15 protein-coding genes are annotated in these 14,542 nt (G+C 64.4%); 8 read left to right on the top strand and 7 right to left on the bottom strand.

Annotated elements, in window-relative coordinates; genetic code table 11:
- The first annotated feature begins 147 nt into the window (after positions 1-147).
- Genes TA3x_RS02510 through TA3x_RS02500 form a run of 3 tightly spaced genes read left to right on the top strand, consistent with a single transcriptional unit; the run spans position 148 to position 3,178 of the window.
- Positions 148-1,071, top strand: a complete 924-nt coding sequence (locus tag TA3x_RS02510) for an AAA family ATPase (protein ID WP_435018528.1) — start codon at positions 148-150, stop codon at positions 1,069-1,071.
- Positions 1,068-2,189, top strand: coding sequence for a T4 RnlA family RNA ligase (locus TA3x_RS02505; protein ID WP_435018527.1), 1,122 nt, complete (start codon positions 1,068-1,070; stop codon positions 2,187-2,189). Before TA3x_RS02510 ends, TA3x_RS02505 begins: the two co-directional genes overlap by 4 nt.
- Positions 2,186-3,178, top strand: a complete 993-nt coding sequence (locus TA3x_RS02500) for a DNA polymerase beta superfamily protein (protein WP_435018526.1) — start codon at positions 2,186-2,188, stop codon at positions 3,176-3,178. The genes TA3x_RS02505 and TA3x_RS02500 overlap by 4 nt, the downstream gene beginning before the upstream one ends.
- On the opposite strand, the gene TA3x_RS02495 is transcribed toward TA3x_RS02500, so the two are convergent.
- The 4 genes from TA3x_RS02495 to TA3x_RS02480 all read right to left on the bottom strand — a co-directional run bounded on the left by TA3x_RS02495 (position 3,175) and on the right by TA3x_RS02480 (position 9,706).
- A complete protein-coding gene (locus TA3x_RS02495) occupies positions 3,175-8,265 on the bottom strand; it encodes a helicase-related protein (RefSeq protein WP_435018525.1) in 5,091 nt (1,696 codons plus the stop codon). The two genes, TA3x_RS02500 and TA3x_RS02495, sit on opposite strands and share 4 nt — an antisense overlap.
- A gap of 314 nt (positions 8,266-8,579) precedes the next feature.
- Entirely contained in the window at positions 8,580-8,792 is a 213-nt protein-coding gene (locus tag TA3x_RS02490; RefSeq protein ID WP_435018524.1) for a hypothetical protein, read from the bottom strand.
- Positions 8,789-9,439 carry an HNH endonuclease gene (locus TA3x_RS02485; RefSeq protein ID WP_435018523.1) on the bottom strand — a complete coding sequence of 217 codons (651 nt, stop codon included), beginning with the start codon at positions 9,437-9,439 and terminating at the stop codon, positions 8,789-8,791. Before TA3x_RS02485 ends, TA3x_RS02490 begins: the two co-directional genes overlap by 4 nt.
- A complete protein-coding gene (locus TA3x_RS02480) occupies positions 9,440-9,706 on the bottom strand; it encodes a hypothetical protein (protein WP_435018522.1) in 267 nt (88 codons plus the stop codon).
- A gap of 117 nt (positions 9,707-9,823) precedes the next feature.
- On the opposite strand from TA3x_RS02480, the gene TA3x_RS02475 reads away from it, so the two are divergent.
- The 3 genes from TA3x_RS02475 to TA3x_RS02465 all read left to right on the top strand — a co-directional run bounded on the left by TA3x_RS02475 (position 9,824) and on the right by TA3x_RS02465 (position 11,829).
- Complete coding sequence (locus TA3x_RS02475) at positions 9,824-10,849, top strand: hypothetical protein (RefSeq protein ID WP_435018521.1); 1,026 nt, start codon at positions 9,824-9,826, stop codon at positions 10,847-10,849.
- Between the two features lie 26 nt (positions 10,850-10,875).
- Positions 10,876-11,127 carry a hypothetical protein gene (locus tag TA3x_RS02470; RefSeq protein WP_435018520.1) on the top strand — a complete coding sequence of 84 codons (252 nt, stop codon included), beginning with the start codon at positions 10,876-10,878 and terminating at the stop codon, positions 11,125-11,127.
- 75 nt (positions 11,128-11,202) lie between these two features.
- Positions 11,203-11,829, top strand: coding sequence for an SOS response-associated peptidase (locus TA3x_RS02465; RefSeq protein ID WP_435018519.1), 627 nt, complete (start codon positions 11,203-11,205; stop codon positions 11,827-11,829).
- 28 nt (positions 11,830-11,857) lie between these two features.
- Here TA3x_RS02465 and TA3x_RS02460 read toward each other — a convergent pair whose 3' ends face one another.
- Positions 11,858-12,196, bottom strand: coding sequence for a DUF2500 domain-containing protein (locus tag TA3x_RS02460; RefSeq protein WP_435018518.1), 339 nt, complete (start codon positions 12,194-12,196; stop codon positions 11,858-11,860).
- 158 nt (positions 12,197-12,354) lie between these two features.
- Here TA3x_RS02460 and TA3x_RS02455 point away from each other — a divergent pair, with 158 nt between their 5' ends.
- Entirely contained in the window at positions 12,355-13,581 is a 1,227-nt protein-coding gene (locus TA3x_RS02455; RefSeq protein ID WP_435018517.1) for a hypothetical protein, read from the top strand.
- Positions 13,582-13,642: 61 nt separating this feature from the next.
- A complete protein-coding gene (locus tag TA3x_RS02450) occupies positions 13,643-14,113 on the top strand; it encodes a hypothetical protein (RefSeq protein ID WP_435018516.1) in 471 nt (156 codons plus the stop codon).
- Here TA3x_RS02450 and TA3x_RS02445 read toward each other — a convergent pair.
- Both TA3x_RS02445 and TA3x_RS02440 read right to left on the bottom strand, forming a co-directional pair.
- A complete protein-coding gene (locus TA3x_RS02445; RefSeq protein WP_435018515.1) occupies positions 14,110-14,301 on the bottom strand; it encodes a hypothetical protein in 192 nt (63 codons plus the stop codon). The two genes, TA3x_RS02450 and TA3x_RS02445, sit on opposite strands and share 4 nt — an antisense overlap.
- Positions 14,302-14,370: 69 nt before the next feature.
- Positions 14,371-14,514 (bottom strand): hypothetical protein, encoded by a 144-nt coding sequence (locus TA3x_RS02440; RefSeq protein ID WP_435018514.1) that lies wholly within the window; start codon positions 14,512-14,514, stop codon positions 14,371-14,373.
- Between the last annotated feature and the right edge of the window lie 28 nt (positions 14,515-14,542).

Here is a 14,542-nt window from a genome sequence, read left to right as displayed (position 1 = left end):
ACTTTTCGCTTGCGCGAACCTTGAACCCTGCTATGGTCTTTCCGCGACCGACGATATCCCCATGCATCATCTTCTCAGCGTAACCGCTGCCGGTCGGTCGCAAATCGCCATGCGGCGGTTACGCTGAGGGGGTGACTGAGAGGGATAGTGACCAAAGCAGTAATTTTCGACCTCGACGGCACGCTCGCCGACCTGTCTCATCGTCTCCATCACATCAAAAACGGCTCCCATAACTGGGACGCGTTCTTTGCTGAGTGCGGCCAGGACACGCTGATCGAGCCGATCCGCGACCTGGCGGTCGCACTCCATCGGCAGGGCTACAAGGTGCTGCTCGTTTCCGGTCGCTCGGACAAGGTCTACGGGCAGACCGTTTCCTGGCTCGTGAAGCATGAGGTGCCGTTCGACGAGCTCCTCATGCGGAGGGATGGCGACTACCGCCAGGACTTCATAGTCAAGTCGGAGTTGCTGGACGCCATCCTTGCCGAAGGGCACGAGATTCTCTGCGTCATCGATGACCGCCCGAGCGTCGTAACCATGTGGCGCGAGCGCGGCCTCACCTGCCTCCAGTTCCGCGACTGGGAGGAGGACCCCGTCACGGCCAAAAAGGGGCTGTTGACGCTCATGGTCGGGCCCAGCGGGGCTGGCAAGACGACTTTCCTCACGTCTCCCGTCGCCGGGACCTTCGGCATCCACCCATCGCACGTCGTGAGCAGCGACCAGTTCCGCGCCGACCTTCTCGGCGATACGCACGACCAGTCTCGGAACGATGACGTTTTCGCCGCCCTCCACGCGGTCGTCAAAGCCCGCATCACGCACGGCATCCCCGCCGTCGTGGACGCCACCAATCTCAAGCGCAAGGACCGTCTCGCGTGCGTCACGTTGGCCGGTGGGGGTGATGTCCGCTACCTGGTGATCGACCGCCCCATGGGAGAGAAGGAGCGGGACGCCGGATGGCGGACACCAGCCCTGCTCCAGAAGCACGCCCAGACCTTCGGCTCCCAGATCAAGGACATCCTGGCCGGCGACAAGCAGCCCAACGTGGTCGTGACCGACCTGCGGAGGGCGTCATGACCCATCCCGCTAGAAGCCTAACCTTCGACGAGCTGTGGAACGGCCTGAAAATCGCCAAGTCCGTCGGCGACGTGAACGAGAACATCGGCAGCGACGGCCTGAGCCTGTTCTGCTACTCGAAAGCGGCCGTGTACGAGCGGAACTGGAACGACATGACCATGCTCGCGCGAGGGATCATCCTCGACCCGGTTGAGAAGAGAGTTGTCGCCACGCCCTTCCCGAAGTTCTTCAACGTCGGCGAGCGGGCGGATTCAATCCCCGACCTGCCGTTCGAGGTCTACGAAAAGATGGACGGCAGCCTGATCATCATCTTCCACCACGGCGGCGAGTGGCGGTGCGCCACCAAGGGCAGCCTCGCCTCCGACCAGGCGAAGTGGGCGAAGGCATGGATCTCGCGGTTCGACCTCTCGCCGCTGGTACCGGGCACGACCTACCTGGCCGAGGCCATCTACCCCGAGAACCGGATCGTCGTCCACTACCAGAAGGCAGGGCTGACGCTGCTCGGCGCCTACCGCGAGGATGGCTCGGAACTGGACTACAACGAGCTGGCGATGCTTGCCCTCAAGCTGGGCTGGGACATCGCCAGGCGGTTCGCCTTCAACGCCATGTCCGAGTTGCTCGCCACGGCGAGGGAACTGCCGGGCTCGGAGGAAGGGTTCGTCCTGCGATTCGACGACGGGCTGCGGCTCAAGGTCAAGGGCGACGAGTATTGCCGCATCCACCGGCTGGTGTCTCGCGTGACGCCGCTGGCGATGTGGGAGGCCATGGCGGCAGGCGATGACCTGGAGGAGCTGAGACGGCAGCTTCCGGAGGAGTTCTGGGCGGATTTCGACGCGATCATCGGGGCGTTGCAGGAACGGCTCGACCGTTTGCTCGGCTCTGTACGCGCGGCGGCCAATGCCCTCGCTGACCTGTCAGATAAGGAGGTCGGGCTCCGGCTGGCGACGATCCCGGAAGATGCGAGGCGGTTCGTTTTCCCTTACCGCAAGAATGATGGCGAACTGCTGACCGGCCGGACAAGGGAGACGATCTTCCGCGCGATCCGCCCCACCGGGAACGTCCTGCCCGGCTACCAGCCGTCTTATGCGATGAACCGAGTGCTGGAGGAGGTCGCGTGAAAACCCTCGTCAAAATGCAATTCGGCAGCCACGTCTACGGCACCAACGTCCCCTCCAGCGACCAGGACTTCAAGGCCGTCCACCTGCCTGATGGCCTGGACATCCTGCTCCAGCGGCCGAAGAATACGATCAACGTGCGGACGAAGCTCGACTCCGCGCAAAAGAACACGGCGGATGACGTCGATTTCGAGTCGTTCTCGCTCCAGCAGTACCTGAAGCTGCTGCTCGAAGGGCAGACCGTCGCGCTGACCATGCTGTTCACGCCCGACCGCTGGATCATCGAATCCAGCCCGGAATGGGAGCTGATCCGCGAGAACAAGGCCCGGTTCCTCCATCGCGGGGTCTCTGCTTTCGCGGGCTACTGCCGCCAGCAAGCCAACAAGTACGGCGTGAAGGGAAGCAGAGTCGCCTCCTCCCGGGCGGCCATGACCCTCTTCGCCCGGCTGATGGAAGCGAACGGCTCGCAGGCCAAGCTCAAAGACCACTGGCACGACATCGAGGCGCTGGCGGCGAATCCCGAGTTCCAGCACATGCAGATCGTCGAGGATAGCCTGCGCGCCCGGCCGGAACTCAAGGTCAGGATGCTCGACGTCTGCAGCCGCAAGGTCCAGGAGCACGTCACGGTCAAGGAAGCCCACAAGGTCTACAAGCACCTGTTCGACGAGTACGGCCAGCGGGCGTTGCTCGCCGAGAAGAACGAAGGCGTGGACTGGAAGGCGATGATGCACGCCACCCGCGTCTGCCGGGAGGCCGAGGAATTGCTCCTGACGCACTCGATCAGCTATCCGCGCCCGGAGGCCGGGCTGCTGCTCCAGATCCGCAAGGGCGAGCTTCCATACAAGCAGGTGGCCGAATTGCTCGAGGCCGGGCTCGAAAGGCTCGGGGAGTGTCAGCGGATTTCGACGCTCCCCGAGCATCCCGACAGGGCTTTCGCGGAATCGCTCGTCGCGGGCGTTTATCGCAACCGGGTATTGGAACGAGCAGCCTAGAACAACCTGAGCTGCGCCCCATCCGCCCGCCGCCTCTGGCTCACCCGCTGCGCGTGCTCCGGTGCCCGATCCTGGTACATGGCGGGCATGACCGGCGGGGCAGGGGGCGCAGCGGGCACTTCCGCCGGGACCGGCAACGCGATAACCTCGGCCGTGGGCGCCACCGCCTCCGATTCCGCCACCTTCTCCTGTGGCTCCACCCTCCTCGCCCGAATCCGTGCCGTCACCGGCACCTCCGCCCGTGCCGCCTTCCTCGCGACCCGCTCCGGCGCCGCCTCGACCGTGACCGATTCCCGCAGCTTCCCAATCGCTTCCGCGATCTCCTTCGTGCTCCGGCCGCCTTCTGGCGCGTGCTCCGACAGGGCCAGCTTCAGCTCGTCCCGCAAGTCGGCCAACCGACTCTGGTACGCCTCGTGCTCGAAGGGCTTGCCCAGCCTGGTCTCGTAGTCGTGCAACTGCCCTTCCTTGAGGGCGATCTCGGCCCGGTTCCGGCGGCAGCAATCCTCGTAGTCGTCGGCCACCCGCGCCAGGGCGTTCAGGACCGCTCGCGGCCCCGGATTGTCCCGCATCAGGGTCTCGCGGCACCGCGTCGCCCCGTCCAGGTAGACCTCCATGCCGCCGAGCGGGTGCAGGATCAGCCCGCATTCCAGCCCCCGGTAGGTGCCGAGTTTCGTCCGGTAGGCCTCGCTCACCTTCTCGGGCATCTGGCCCATGCGCTTGGCGACCGCCTCCTGCGATGGCGTGCCGTCGTTCGCGGCCATCGTCGCCATGTCTTGCGTCAGCCCGTCCAGCCGCTTGTTCAGCCGCCGGATGTCGTCCGGCAGGTCGCGGAGGTTCCGCCGCGCCAGGTACTGCTCGTCGTGGTGGTTCTTCCGCAGGATCGCCAGGCGTTGCAGCTCGGCGTCGGTCTCGGCCAGGGTCAGCACCGCCGGGTTCCCGGAAGCGATCGCCTTCACCTCCGCGTAGCTGAGTTCCTGCCCGCCGATATCCTCGGCCTTCCTGACCGCGCAGTCGCCGCTCATCACCTGGGCGATGAACCTCGCCTTGGTCTCCAACGCCTGCCACATGAAGGCGTCGAACGACCCTTCCGTGACGTAGCGGTAGATCGCCACCTCCTTGTTCTGGTTGCCCTGCCGGAGGATGCGGCCCTCGCGCTGCTCGACCTCGGCGGGTTTCCACGGCGCGTCCAGGTGGTGCAGCGCCACCAGCCGCTTCTGGACGTTGGTGCCGGTGCCCATCTTGGCCGTCGAACCGATCAGCACCCGCACCGTCCCCTGCCGGACCTTCTCGAACAACGCCTGCTTCTTGGCGTCGGTGTCGGCATCGCCGATGTTGGCGATCTGGTGGCGGGGGATGCCTCGTTCCTCGAGCTTCCTGGCTACCTCGTCATAGGCCGAGAAGCCCCAGGGCGTCGGGTTCACGCCCATGTCCGAGAAGATCATCTGCGTGCCGCGTGTGTCGGCCGTCCGCTCCCAGATGCGGGCGACGTTGGCCACCAGCGCGTTGATCTTCGAGCCGGGGAAGTCCGGGCCGGGCTGGAGCATGCGGCCGTCCAGGGCCAGCTTGCGGCCGTCGGTGGTGATCGCGAGCGCATTGTCCTCGCGGGGGTCGACCTTCTGGCTGCGAAGCTTGTCGTACCGCTCGATCAGCCCGGCCTGCAGCTCCGCCTGCTCGTCCGACATCGGGCAGGCCACCGTCTGCGGCTTGCCGCCTTCGAGCGCCGGGCGGGGCAGGTCGAGCATGTCCGCCGTCTGCACGTCGGCGAAGGCCCGGAACATCTGCACCAGCTCGGGCAGGTTCACGAACTTGGCGAAGCGGCTGCGGGGCCGGAGTGAGGCACCGTCCGGAGAGATCTCCATCGTGTCGACGACTTCGCCGAACGAGGCCGCCCAGGCGTCGAAATGGTCGATGCCGCGTGAGCGCAAGCCCTCAAGATCGAGGAACCGCTGGTTGGTGTACATCTCGACCATCGTGTTCGAAATCGGCGTGCCGGTCATGAAGACCACGCCGCGGCCGGGACGCTCCTCATCGAGGTAGCGGGCCTTCATGTAGAGGTCGAACGCGCGTTCCGAACCCCCGGTCTGGATGCCGGCCACCCGGTCCATCTTGGTGGGCGTCTCGAGGTTCTTGAAGTAGTGCGCCTCGTCGATGAAGACCTGGTCCACGCCCAGCTCGTCGAAGACCAGCCCGTCGTCCTTCTTGTCCTCGGCCAGCAGGCTTTTCAGCTTCTCCTCGCGATTGGCCTTCTGCTTCTCCAGCGTCTTGATGATGTTGCGGCCGTGCGAGGCCTTGTCGACCAGCAAAGATTCGTATTCGGCGATCTGCTCGCGCAAGAACCGCTCCTGGAAGTCCCGGCTCATGCCGATCCGCTCGAATCCGGAATGGGTGACGACGATGCCGTCCCAGTCGCCGGTGGCGATCTTGGCGGTCAGCGCCTTCCGCCGCTCCTTCGTGAAATCCTCCTTGGTTGCGATCAGGACCTTGGCGTTCGGGTACCAATGCATGAACTCGCGGCCGAATTGCTCCAGGCAATGATTCGGGACCACGTACAATGGCTTCTTGATCAGCCCGGCCTGCTTCATTTTCATCCCGGCGGCGACGGCAGCCCCGGTCTTGCCGGCCCCGACCACGTGCGCCAGCAGCGTATTCCCGCCGGTCATGCACCGCCAGACGCCGTCCTTCTGGTGCGGCCGCAATTCGATCTGCCTGCTCATCCCCGGGAAATCCAGGTGCGAGCCGTCGAACAGCCGGGGCCGCAAATTGTTGTAGGTGTCGTTGTAATCCCGCACCAGCCGCTCGGTCCGGTCGGGGTCGGAGAAGATCCAGGACTTGAACTTCTCCTTGATCAGCTTCTGCTTCTCGCGGGCGGCCTGCGTCTCGGTCGGGTTCAGCACCCGCTCGTCGCCATGCGCGCCCCGCACGGTGTCGTAGATGACCGGCGTCTTGAGGTTGAGGGCGAGCCCGAGCAGCTCGGTGCCGTTGATCCGCGAGGTGCCGTAGTCCGCCGTGGCCGCCACCGAGCTGAGTGCCCGGTAATCCGGCTCCACGCTCCACACGGCGTCCTTCTTCAGGTGGCCGATCTGGAACGCCTCGGGCGGCACGTTGAACAGCTCGCCCGCGAACTTCCGGATGTCGCTGGCCGGGATCCACGGCGCCCCGAGATTGGCGTCGATGTCGCCGGGCAGCACGTCCTCCGGCTGCACCTGGCGGAGCGCCGCCACGTTGTCCGCGTAGGCGGGCCCCGCCGCCTCGGCGATCTTGAGCTTCTCGCGGACGTTGCCCGAAAGATATGCATCGGCGGTCTGGCGCTCCCTGGTCACCGGGTCGCTGTAGATCAGGTCGCCCAGCTCGCTGAGGACGATCGCCCCCGGCTGGCCGTATAGCCCGGCGATGAAGCCGATATCCACGCAGCCGCGCTCGTTGAGCGAGACCAGCAGGCCCTCCTCGGCGGACGCGACCCGCGTGACGGGCGGCTTCGGACCCACCACGTCCTTCTTCATGATGGCGGCCTTCTCGGCCAGGCCGGTCGCCTCGTCGTATTCCTCGAGGCTCATCACCAGCATCGCGTCCGGGTCTTCGCGGAACTTGGCCAGGTTGGGCATGCGCCGGATCTGCGTGCCGTCCTTGGTCTCCGAGAATGTGGTCTTGTTGACCGGGCCGTAGCTGGCCACGAAGCGGTCGTAGGTGCGGTTCAGCTCGCGGCGTGCGGCCTCGCGGTTCTCCTCCGGCCAGCCCTCGTTCTGGGACTGGAGGACGCGGCGCGCCCCGTCCCGCAAGGAGATCAGGGCCGCGATCCGCTTGCCGGTCATGGTGCCGTCGGACCGGAGCAGGGTGCCGCCGTAGGTGACGGGCTCGGACCGGCCGCCTTCCATCTGGCGGACGACCTTGTCGTCGCCGACGAAGAACGAGCCCTCGGCGATGTGGCGGAGCGGGGGAGGGGGCGTGAAGGCGGGTGTTGGGCGAATATCAGGATTAACCGCTTGAAGTAAAATGCTTTGCTTGGGCGGTTCTTGGAAAGTCTTGGGTGGCGGATTCGCCCGCTCGGCCTCGGTCTGGACGACCCCCGGCAACCTCGTCACGGCCGCCCGCAGCTGCTCGCCCAGGTCGCCCACCGGCTTCACCGAGAATCCCGAGCCGTAGAGCGTGTCCTTGCGGCTCCAGTCCCCGAGCACCATCTCGTGGTGGTTGCAGAAGTAGCGGTTCACCGGCAGATCGGCCCCTTGGATTCCGAGCACGGAGGTTTCCAGCCATTCCGGATCGGCGTGGTTCGGCTCCTGGCCGGGCGCCCGCTTCCGGAGGAACAGGATGTCGGTCGTGACGCCCGTCCCTTCCGCCTTGAAGGCGTCGGATGGCAGACGGATTGCCCCCAGGAAGTCGGCCTGGGCGGCGAGCCTCTCGCGGGCGGCCGCGTTCTGCTTGTCCATCGTGTAGTGCGAGGTGACCACCGCCAGCACGCCGCCGGGCTTGAGTGAGTCGACTGACTTGGCGATGAAGTAGTCGTGGAGCGAAAGCTTGTCGCCCTGGAAGTCAATCTTCACGTCCGCAAACGGGACATTGCCGATCACCGCGTCCAATGGAGGCAGTTTGGTATCTCGGAAGTTCTCTATCCGTATGTCGGCCTCCGGGTGCAGCAGCCTGGCGATCCGGCCGGAGATCGAATCAAGCTCCACTCCGATATAGCGGTGTTTGCCGGTCATGAACCGGCCATTTCCACAACCGGGCTCCAACACCACGCCATTAGCCGGAACTCCCAGCCGTGCCAGGGCTTCGTGCATGGCCTCCATCGCCACGGGGGCGGTGAAGAACTGCGAGAAGGTGGTCCGCTTGGCCGAGTCGTACTCCTCGGGCGTGAGCAGCCCCTTCAGATCCTCGCCGATGGCCTGCCAACCGTCCTTGTAACGGCCGGTGACCGGGTCGGGGAAGATGGAGAGGGCGACCGGGCCGAAGCCGCCGAAGCGGGCGAGTATGTCCCGTTCATCGGTAGTGGCCGGTCGGTGTTCGGATTCGAGCGTTTTCAGCGTGCGGATGGCCGCGATGATGTCGCGGGCCTTGGCCTTCTCGCCGGTTGAGGTGGGTGGTGTTTCCATGGGTGCTCCTGTCGTTCGAAGCCCCGCCAGCGGGGGCCTTACGCCGGAGCGATCAACCGACGCAGCGACGGGCGTGTCAAGCGAAGCTGGGGCGAGGGGCCCCGGCTGCAAGCTTGATGCGGACGGCTGGGGAGGTACGGTCGCGGAGGAAGGCCCCGGCGGGGTGGATTCGGGAGGGGCAGGATGAGCCGGCTCGACCAGGTGGATGAAGCTGGGAGGCGGCGGCTCGCCGAACATCGGCAGCATCGACTGGTGACGCGACGGCCTGTTGGCGCGCGAGGCGAGCACGCGTTCGACGTGGGAATCGTATTTGGTCACCGCGCCCCGCTGCGCTTGCGGTTGGCCTTCGCTGCGGCTGCCTTCGCCGCCGTGATGTCGGCATGGGTGGTGGCCGACTTGCCGTTCAGCTTACGCCAGAGCGTGCTGTAGTCCCATTTCAGGAGGCGGGCAAGGCGGGTCTTGCCGCCGCGCCCGTGCGGGTCGTTCAGCCGCGTGGCGACCTCATTCAGGTTTTCGGTGGGGGTCATCGTACTTTCGCCTTCTTCGCTGCTTTGCTTTTCGCGTGCTTCACTTTTGCCAGGGCCAGGACGGCGGGCTTCAACTCATCCGGCATCTGGTCGTAGTCGTATCCGCGATGGCCGTTCAGGAAGGGCAATGCCCCTCGCGGTACGGGCACCCAGTTGGCCGGGTCGGTGTTCTGGCGGTTGCCGTCCAGATTTTTGAGGCACATCCCCTCGGGCACCTTGCCGTTCAGCTGCTCCCAGAGGTATTTGTGCTTCAACTCGTAGCGACGCCCGTACCCGGTGTGCGGGTTCACCTCGTCGATGCTGATCTCGACGTAGCCGTCCTTGCTCACCCGTTCGTGGCCGAGGTAGTGCGTGTTGTGCGGCTCCTGCCCCTTCCTGAACTGCGACTTTCGCGCATTCGGGTGGTTGCCGCCCTTGCCGGGCTCGCACTTCTTGCCCTTGTTGCAGGGCACGTTGCCTTTCTCGATCCGCCCGGTGCGGCCCGTCGACCAGCCCTTGCGGGTGCATAGCGCCTTGTAGAGATCGGGCGTCACGTCGGCGCGGTCGAACTCCCGGCAGAAGAGCTCGTGGGCCTCCTTGCGCGGCAGGGTGCGGTGTCGCTCGATCCAGGCCAGTTCTCGATCGGAGTAGGCAATCGCCTTGCCCACCTACGCTTCCTCGTCGCTGTAATTGGGAATCGCGCGAGGCTTCGGCTTGCCCTCAACGCTGGGCAGCACGTTCTCCCAATTTCCGACCCCGTGTTTCGCCATCAACCCCGCTGCATTCAAAGCCACCTGCGCGTTGTTGATGATCTGCTCGCTGACGCTCACGATCGAGGTGGTGCGCTGGACTTCCCGCTCCAGTCCCTCCTGGCCGAGGTTTTCGTCGCTCAGGCGCTCGAGCTGGGCGAAGAGGTGGTCGTTCAGGTCGTTCATCTTGTTTTTCATCTCTTCGCCTCGATATGCAGTTGCGGTTGATTCCGGCCTGGCATGGCTGCCCTGGTGGCGGGGAAGATAATTGCATAATGCAAGCATTGCAAGCGAAAAGAATGCTTGCGCGAACAGATCGGGTCGCTATGGTCGGGGGATGCGACAGGCCACATCCTTCACCATCAGTGCCCTTATGCGGCCGCCGCCGGTCTGTCGCAAACAATCAGCGGCGGCTGCGCCAGGGTGTGTTTGCGAGGAATTATGAATGCTGTTGCCGTGCCCGTCTTTCACTATGGAATCCTGAAGGGATACCTCGCCGGGCAGAACGCCCCGTCGGAGATCATCGTCGCCGCGGATGCGCTGTACGCCGCCGCAACTCAAAGCACTCTCGCATCCGATGCCCTCGAAGCCGTCCGGCTCGTCACCGAGGCTGCGGAGAAGTTGATGGCACGGGTCGAATCGCTCCCGGCTCCTGCCGAGCAGGTGGTTTCGATCGAGCCATCGCGAGAGATCGTTTATCCAGAGATAGTACCGTCGCCTGCCATCGAACTCGCGCCTGAACCTGAGCCAGCGGAGGAGCCCCTCGCGGCCCGCGAAGAATTGTCGGACCAGGCCAAAATCGATGCCTTCCTCGAAGCCAGGGCGAACCTGCCCGCGGACAAATCGACGAAGAAGAAACGCCAGGAATGGTCGCAGGCAGCTCGCGCTGCGGCCGCGGAGAGAATGCGGGCCAGGCAGGCTGCCGGGCTTATGCAACGACGCGGCGGGGGAGAGCCTGCCGTGAAGCCGATCGTGCCGGAACCCCGGCCGGTCATCGTCAAGAACGGCAAGTCGAGCGAGCAAGCCAGTGAGCCGGATTTGCCCCGGGTATCTCTCGCCAAGCCAACGCCCCTGGTCGAGTCACCACTGCCCCATCGCCTGACGATCGACCATCCCGGCTGGGCGGGCAAGCGCGAGGATAACCAGCTGCACGATAGCGATTGGCCGGACATCCGGGAGATGCTGGGGAAGGGCAGCAAGCGCGAGAAGATCGCCGGTGACTACGATGTGACGGTGGCCGAGCTGGATGTGTTCATCGATCGGAAGGTCAGGGAAGTCAGGGAACGGATCGCGGGCAAGGAGGCAGCGGCAGCATCGGGGGAAGCCTAAGCCCCGCTGCCGACGGCAAGCGGGGCTTGAGGGATCGGCGTAGGCCATGGACCGAGGATGAGAAGGCGAAGCTCCTGGAACTGGCCGGCGAAGATGGCGTGACGCAGGTCATCGCGAGGAAAGTCCGCCGATCCGTAGGTGATTGCCACGCCATGTACCGGATGCTGAAGAGCTACGAGACGCTCGGCAAGACGACCGTGGTCGTGGAGAACGGGATCAGGATTACGAAGTGCCCACCCGCCTATGCCCACGGGGTCTGGTCGAAGAGCCGGTTCTAGCGGGCACAAAGTCATCTCGCCGCCGGCTCTTCCTTCTGGTGAAATGCTCCCAAACGACAAGGACAGGAGACACCCATGTGCGGCCGCTATACCCTGAAAACCCCGAAAGCCGAGCTGGACGAGCATTTCGGCGTCGACCTGCCCGAACTCCACCGCTTCAACATCGCCCCGTCCCAGCCGGTCCCCGCGATCACGGCGGACGCGGTGAAGATCCTGAAGTGGGGCTTCGTGCCGGGCTGGTCGAAAGAGCCGACGGTCAAGTTCTCGAACATCAACGCCCGGTGCGAGACGGTGGCGACCAGTAGCGCCTACCGGGGCTCATTCCGGCACAAGCGGTGCCTGATGCCGGCGGACGGTTTCTATGAGTGGGCCCCGGGCCCGCCCAAAGTGCCGCACCACTTCCGCCTCAAGGACGGCGGCCCGTTCGCCTTCGCGGGCATCTGGGACTCGTGGCACGACGAGCTGGAGACCTGCGCGCTGATCACCACGACGGCGAACGAGGTGGTCGAGGTGGCGCACGGCCGGATGCCGGTGATCCTGCAACGCGAGGATTACCAGGCGTGGCTCGATCCCAAGGCCACGCCCGACAAGCTGATGGGGCTTTTGAAGCCCTTGCCGCCCGAGTTGATGATGGGCTACCCGGTCGGCAAGGCGGTCAACAGTCCGAAGTATGACGGGCCGGAGTGCGTGGTTGCGGTGTAGGGCGAGGGACCATTCCTATCGCGCCAATTCACCTCTGGAACCCGTGGTACCTCGTGCCCTGATAGCTGAGCGTGCCCTCGTCTCCTTGCATGAGCACGCCATATTCCCTCCCATCCATGGGGAACTCGAAGCGACGCCCGTCGTCGAGCTCGAACGTGGCGTGGTATCGGGTCCTGACGTGGTGATGGGAATGCGGGCCCAGGCTCCTGACCTCCTCGCGTTTGGCGATCACGCGGGCGGGCACGTCGAGCCGGGGCAGGCTGTTGTTGTGCATCCACCCGGCGAGGCCCCTCAGGATTTGCAGCAGGATGGCGAAGGCCACGATGCCGATGAAGATCGGCACGATCACGATCACGATCGAGTCCATGGGGTAACCTCGCCCGGGTACTCTATGCGCTTGGCGAGCCCATCCTATCCGAGCGGATCATGACGCGGTAGGGCCGGTGCCCGCTCCGCCCCCCGAAAACCCTTGCGCTTTCAGCCCCGCGTGCTACCATCCGCCCCGAACAACTCGGGCGGCGTATCATGCAAGCTTTTTCGGCCTACGACCTCTATCACGGCCTCGCCGTGAACACCCACTGGGATTTCGCCAACACCCCCTACACCGCCGATCGCGCCAAGGCCATCGCCTGCGCCAAGGAGTTGGGCTTCCCCCTCCACCGCGATTGCTGCTACGAGCCGTCGAGCGTGAAGCTCTGGGCGGACGTGGCCGCAGCCTGCGGGAACCGGTTCATCGCCTACCAGATGCAGGGGCAGGTGGAGTGGATGCTCCAGTCCTACCGGAACACGACCGCCCTCCACAAGGCCGGGCTGCTCGCCTACCTCGAGGGCGGCAACGAGGAGGACAGCGACTACGCCACGGGGAAGTACATCGTGGACGGGAAGCAATATTTCACGCCCAACAGCATCGCGCGCACGCAAGCCCTCCAGCGTGAGATGTACGCTGGGTGGAAGGGCAAGCTCCCGGTGATCAACATGAGCCTCGGGGCGGGCTGGGAGGATGCGGAGGGGCATTACGACGATCTGGGCGACATGTCGGACGCCTGCGACCTGCTCAACGCCCACACCTACCCCCAGAACAAGCAGACTCCGTCCTTCGGCCTCGACCACATCGGCGGGTTGGCGAAGCTCACGGGAACGAAACCGGTCGCACATACCGAGTTCGGCTACCACACCACCCCGGCGAAGCTGGACACGACGCAGAGCGGCGTCAGCGAGGAGGCGCAGGCCATCTACCTGGCGCAGGCCGTCTGCTCGTTCCTCCCCATGGGATACCCGCTGCTGGGGATCTTCGAGCTGTTCGACCAGAAGACCGGGGACGCGGACAAGGAGAAGAACTGGGGACTGTACCGCTCGGATTATTCGGCCAAGCCGTCGGCGATCGCGTTGAAGAATATCGCGGATGTCTTCAGGGAGGCCAAGAAGGTTGATTGCAAACCGCTGGAAGTGACGCTTGAAGGCCTGAAGCCCTCGCACAAATACTTCCTGTATCAGATGGATGAGGGCGAGTATGGGCTGGTCATGTGGCGCGAGGAGCCGATCTACGACTCGGTGAACAAGGTGAGGCTGGGCACGGGCTACAACGATGTGGTCACCATCAACTCCCCGTCGGGCAAGGCGACCGTCAGCGTCAACAATTTGCCCGCATTCTTCCCGATCAAGGCCGCCGCTTACACCGCCGCCGACATGGCCGCCGAATACGAGCGGGGCAGGGCGGACGTCTGGAAGGCCATCGACTCGTTGCGGGCCTGACGCTTCCTCCCCTCGGAATATGAGAGCTTGCGCGAACCAATTTCCGTGCTATGATCGCCGAATGCAAGCCGCAATCATCAAGCACATCTACATCAAATGTCCGGCGTGCGGCATCTCGGAGTACAGGGTCTGTCACCTGTTCGGCGGCCGCATACCGTACAACTTTGGTCCGTGGCATTGCGACGATTGCGGCGCGGTATTCACTGGCAGGATCAACTCGCCCAATGATATCGAACTTGAAGTGGACGACAGCCAGAGGGATATTCCCGTATTCGACGTGTTGGTGATGCCTCCGCAACAGCACCCGCTCTACCTGATTGTGAAAGCGATGGCGTATGGCGGCGATGTCAAGAGCAAGCAGTTTCTGTACGAGGAACACACCTGCCCCATCAATTGGACACGCGATATCTTGAAGCTGGTGATCGAGGGCGACAACGATCCACACGGATTGTTCGAGTACATAAAAACGGTGAACGCCGATGCGGGCATTGTCGAGCTGCCGGACGGCACAAAGGTCGAACTGGAAGACTAACGCCCCCGCCCGCGCTCCCGGTGCATCTCGTCCCATTCCTGCCGGTTCACCTCGCGCATCAGGCCGTGGAACTCCTTGAGGGCCATCATCGCTACCATGGCGACCGAGATGCCGGTCAGCACCATGGACATTTTCTTGTCGTCGGTCTTGCGGGCGAGTCCGTTGATCTGGTCGGGGGAGAGGTTCATATTCCTGAACGCAAAAAGATGGGCGAGCCCGGAGGCCCGCCCTTTATTATCTCGATTTGACGTCGGAAGCTACTGCTTTGTGGTGTCGTTGGTGTCGATGGTCCCGGCGTTGTCGCCGTTTCCATCCACACGCTGCACCTGGCCTGCGGGCAGGGGGTTGGTGACCTGGGTTTCGTTGCCGGTGTTTTCCTTGGTTTTGTTGGTGTCGGTCATGGCGATCTCCATTCTGATGGTGGCCGCT

The sequence above is a fragment of the Tundrisphaera macrotermitis genome, assembly GCF_051175315.1.
In the GTDB taxonomy this organism is placed as follows: Bacteria; Planctomycetota; Planctomycetia; order Isosphaerales; family Isosphaeraceae; genus Tundrisphaera.
The sequence above is the reverse complement of the archived record's forward strand: the minus strand, read 5'-3'. Positions and strand labels throughout refer to the sequence as shown.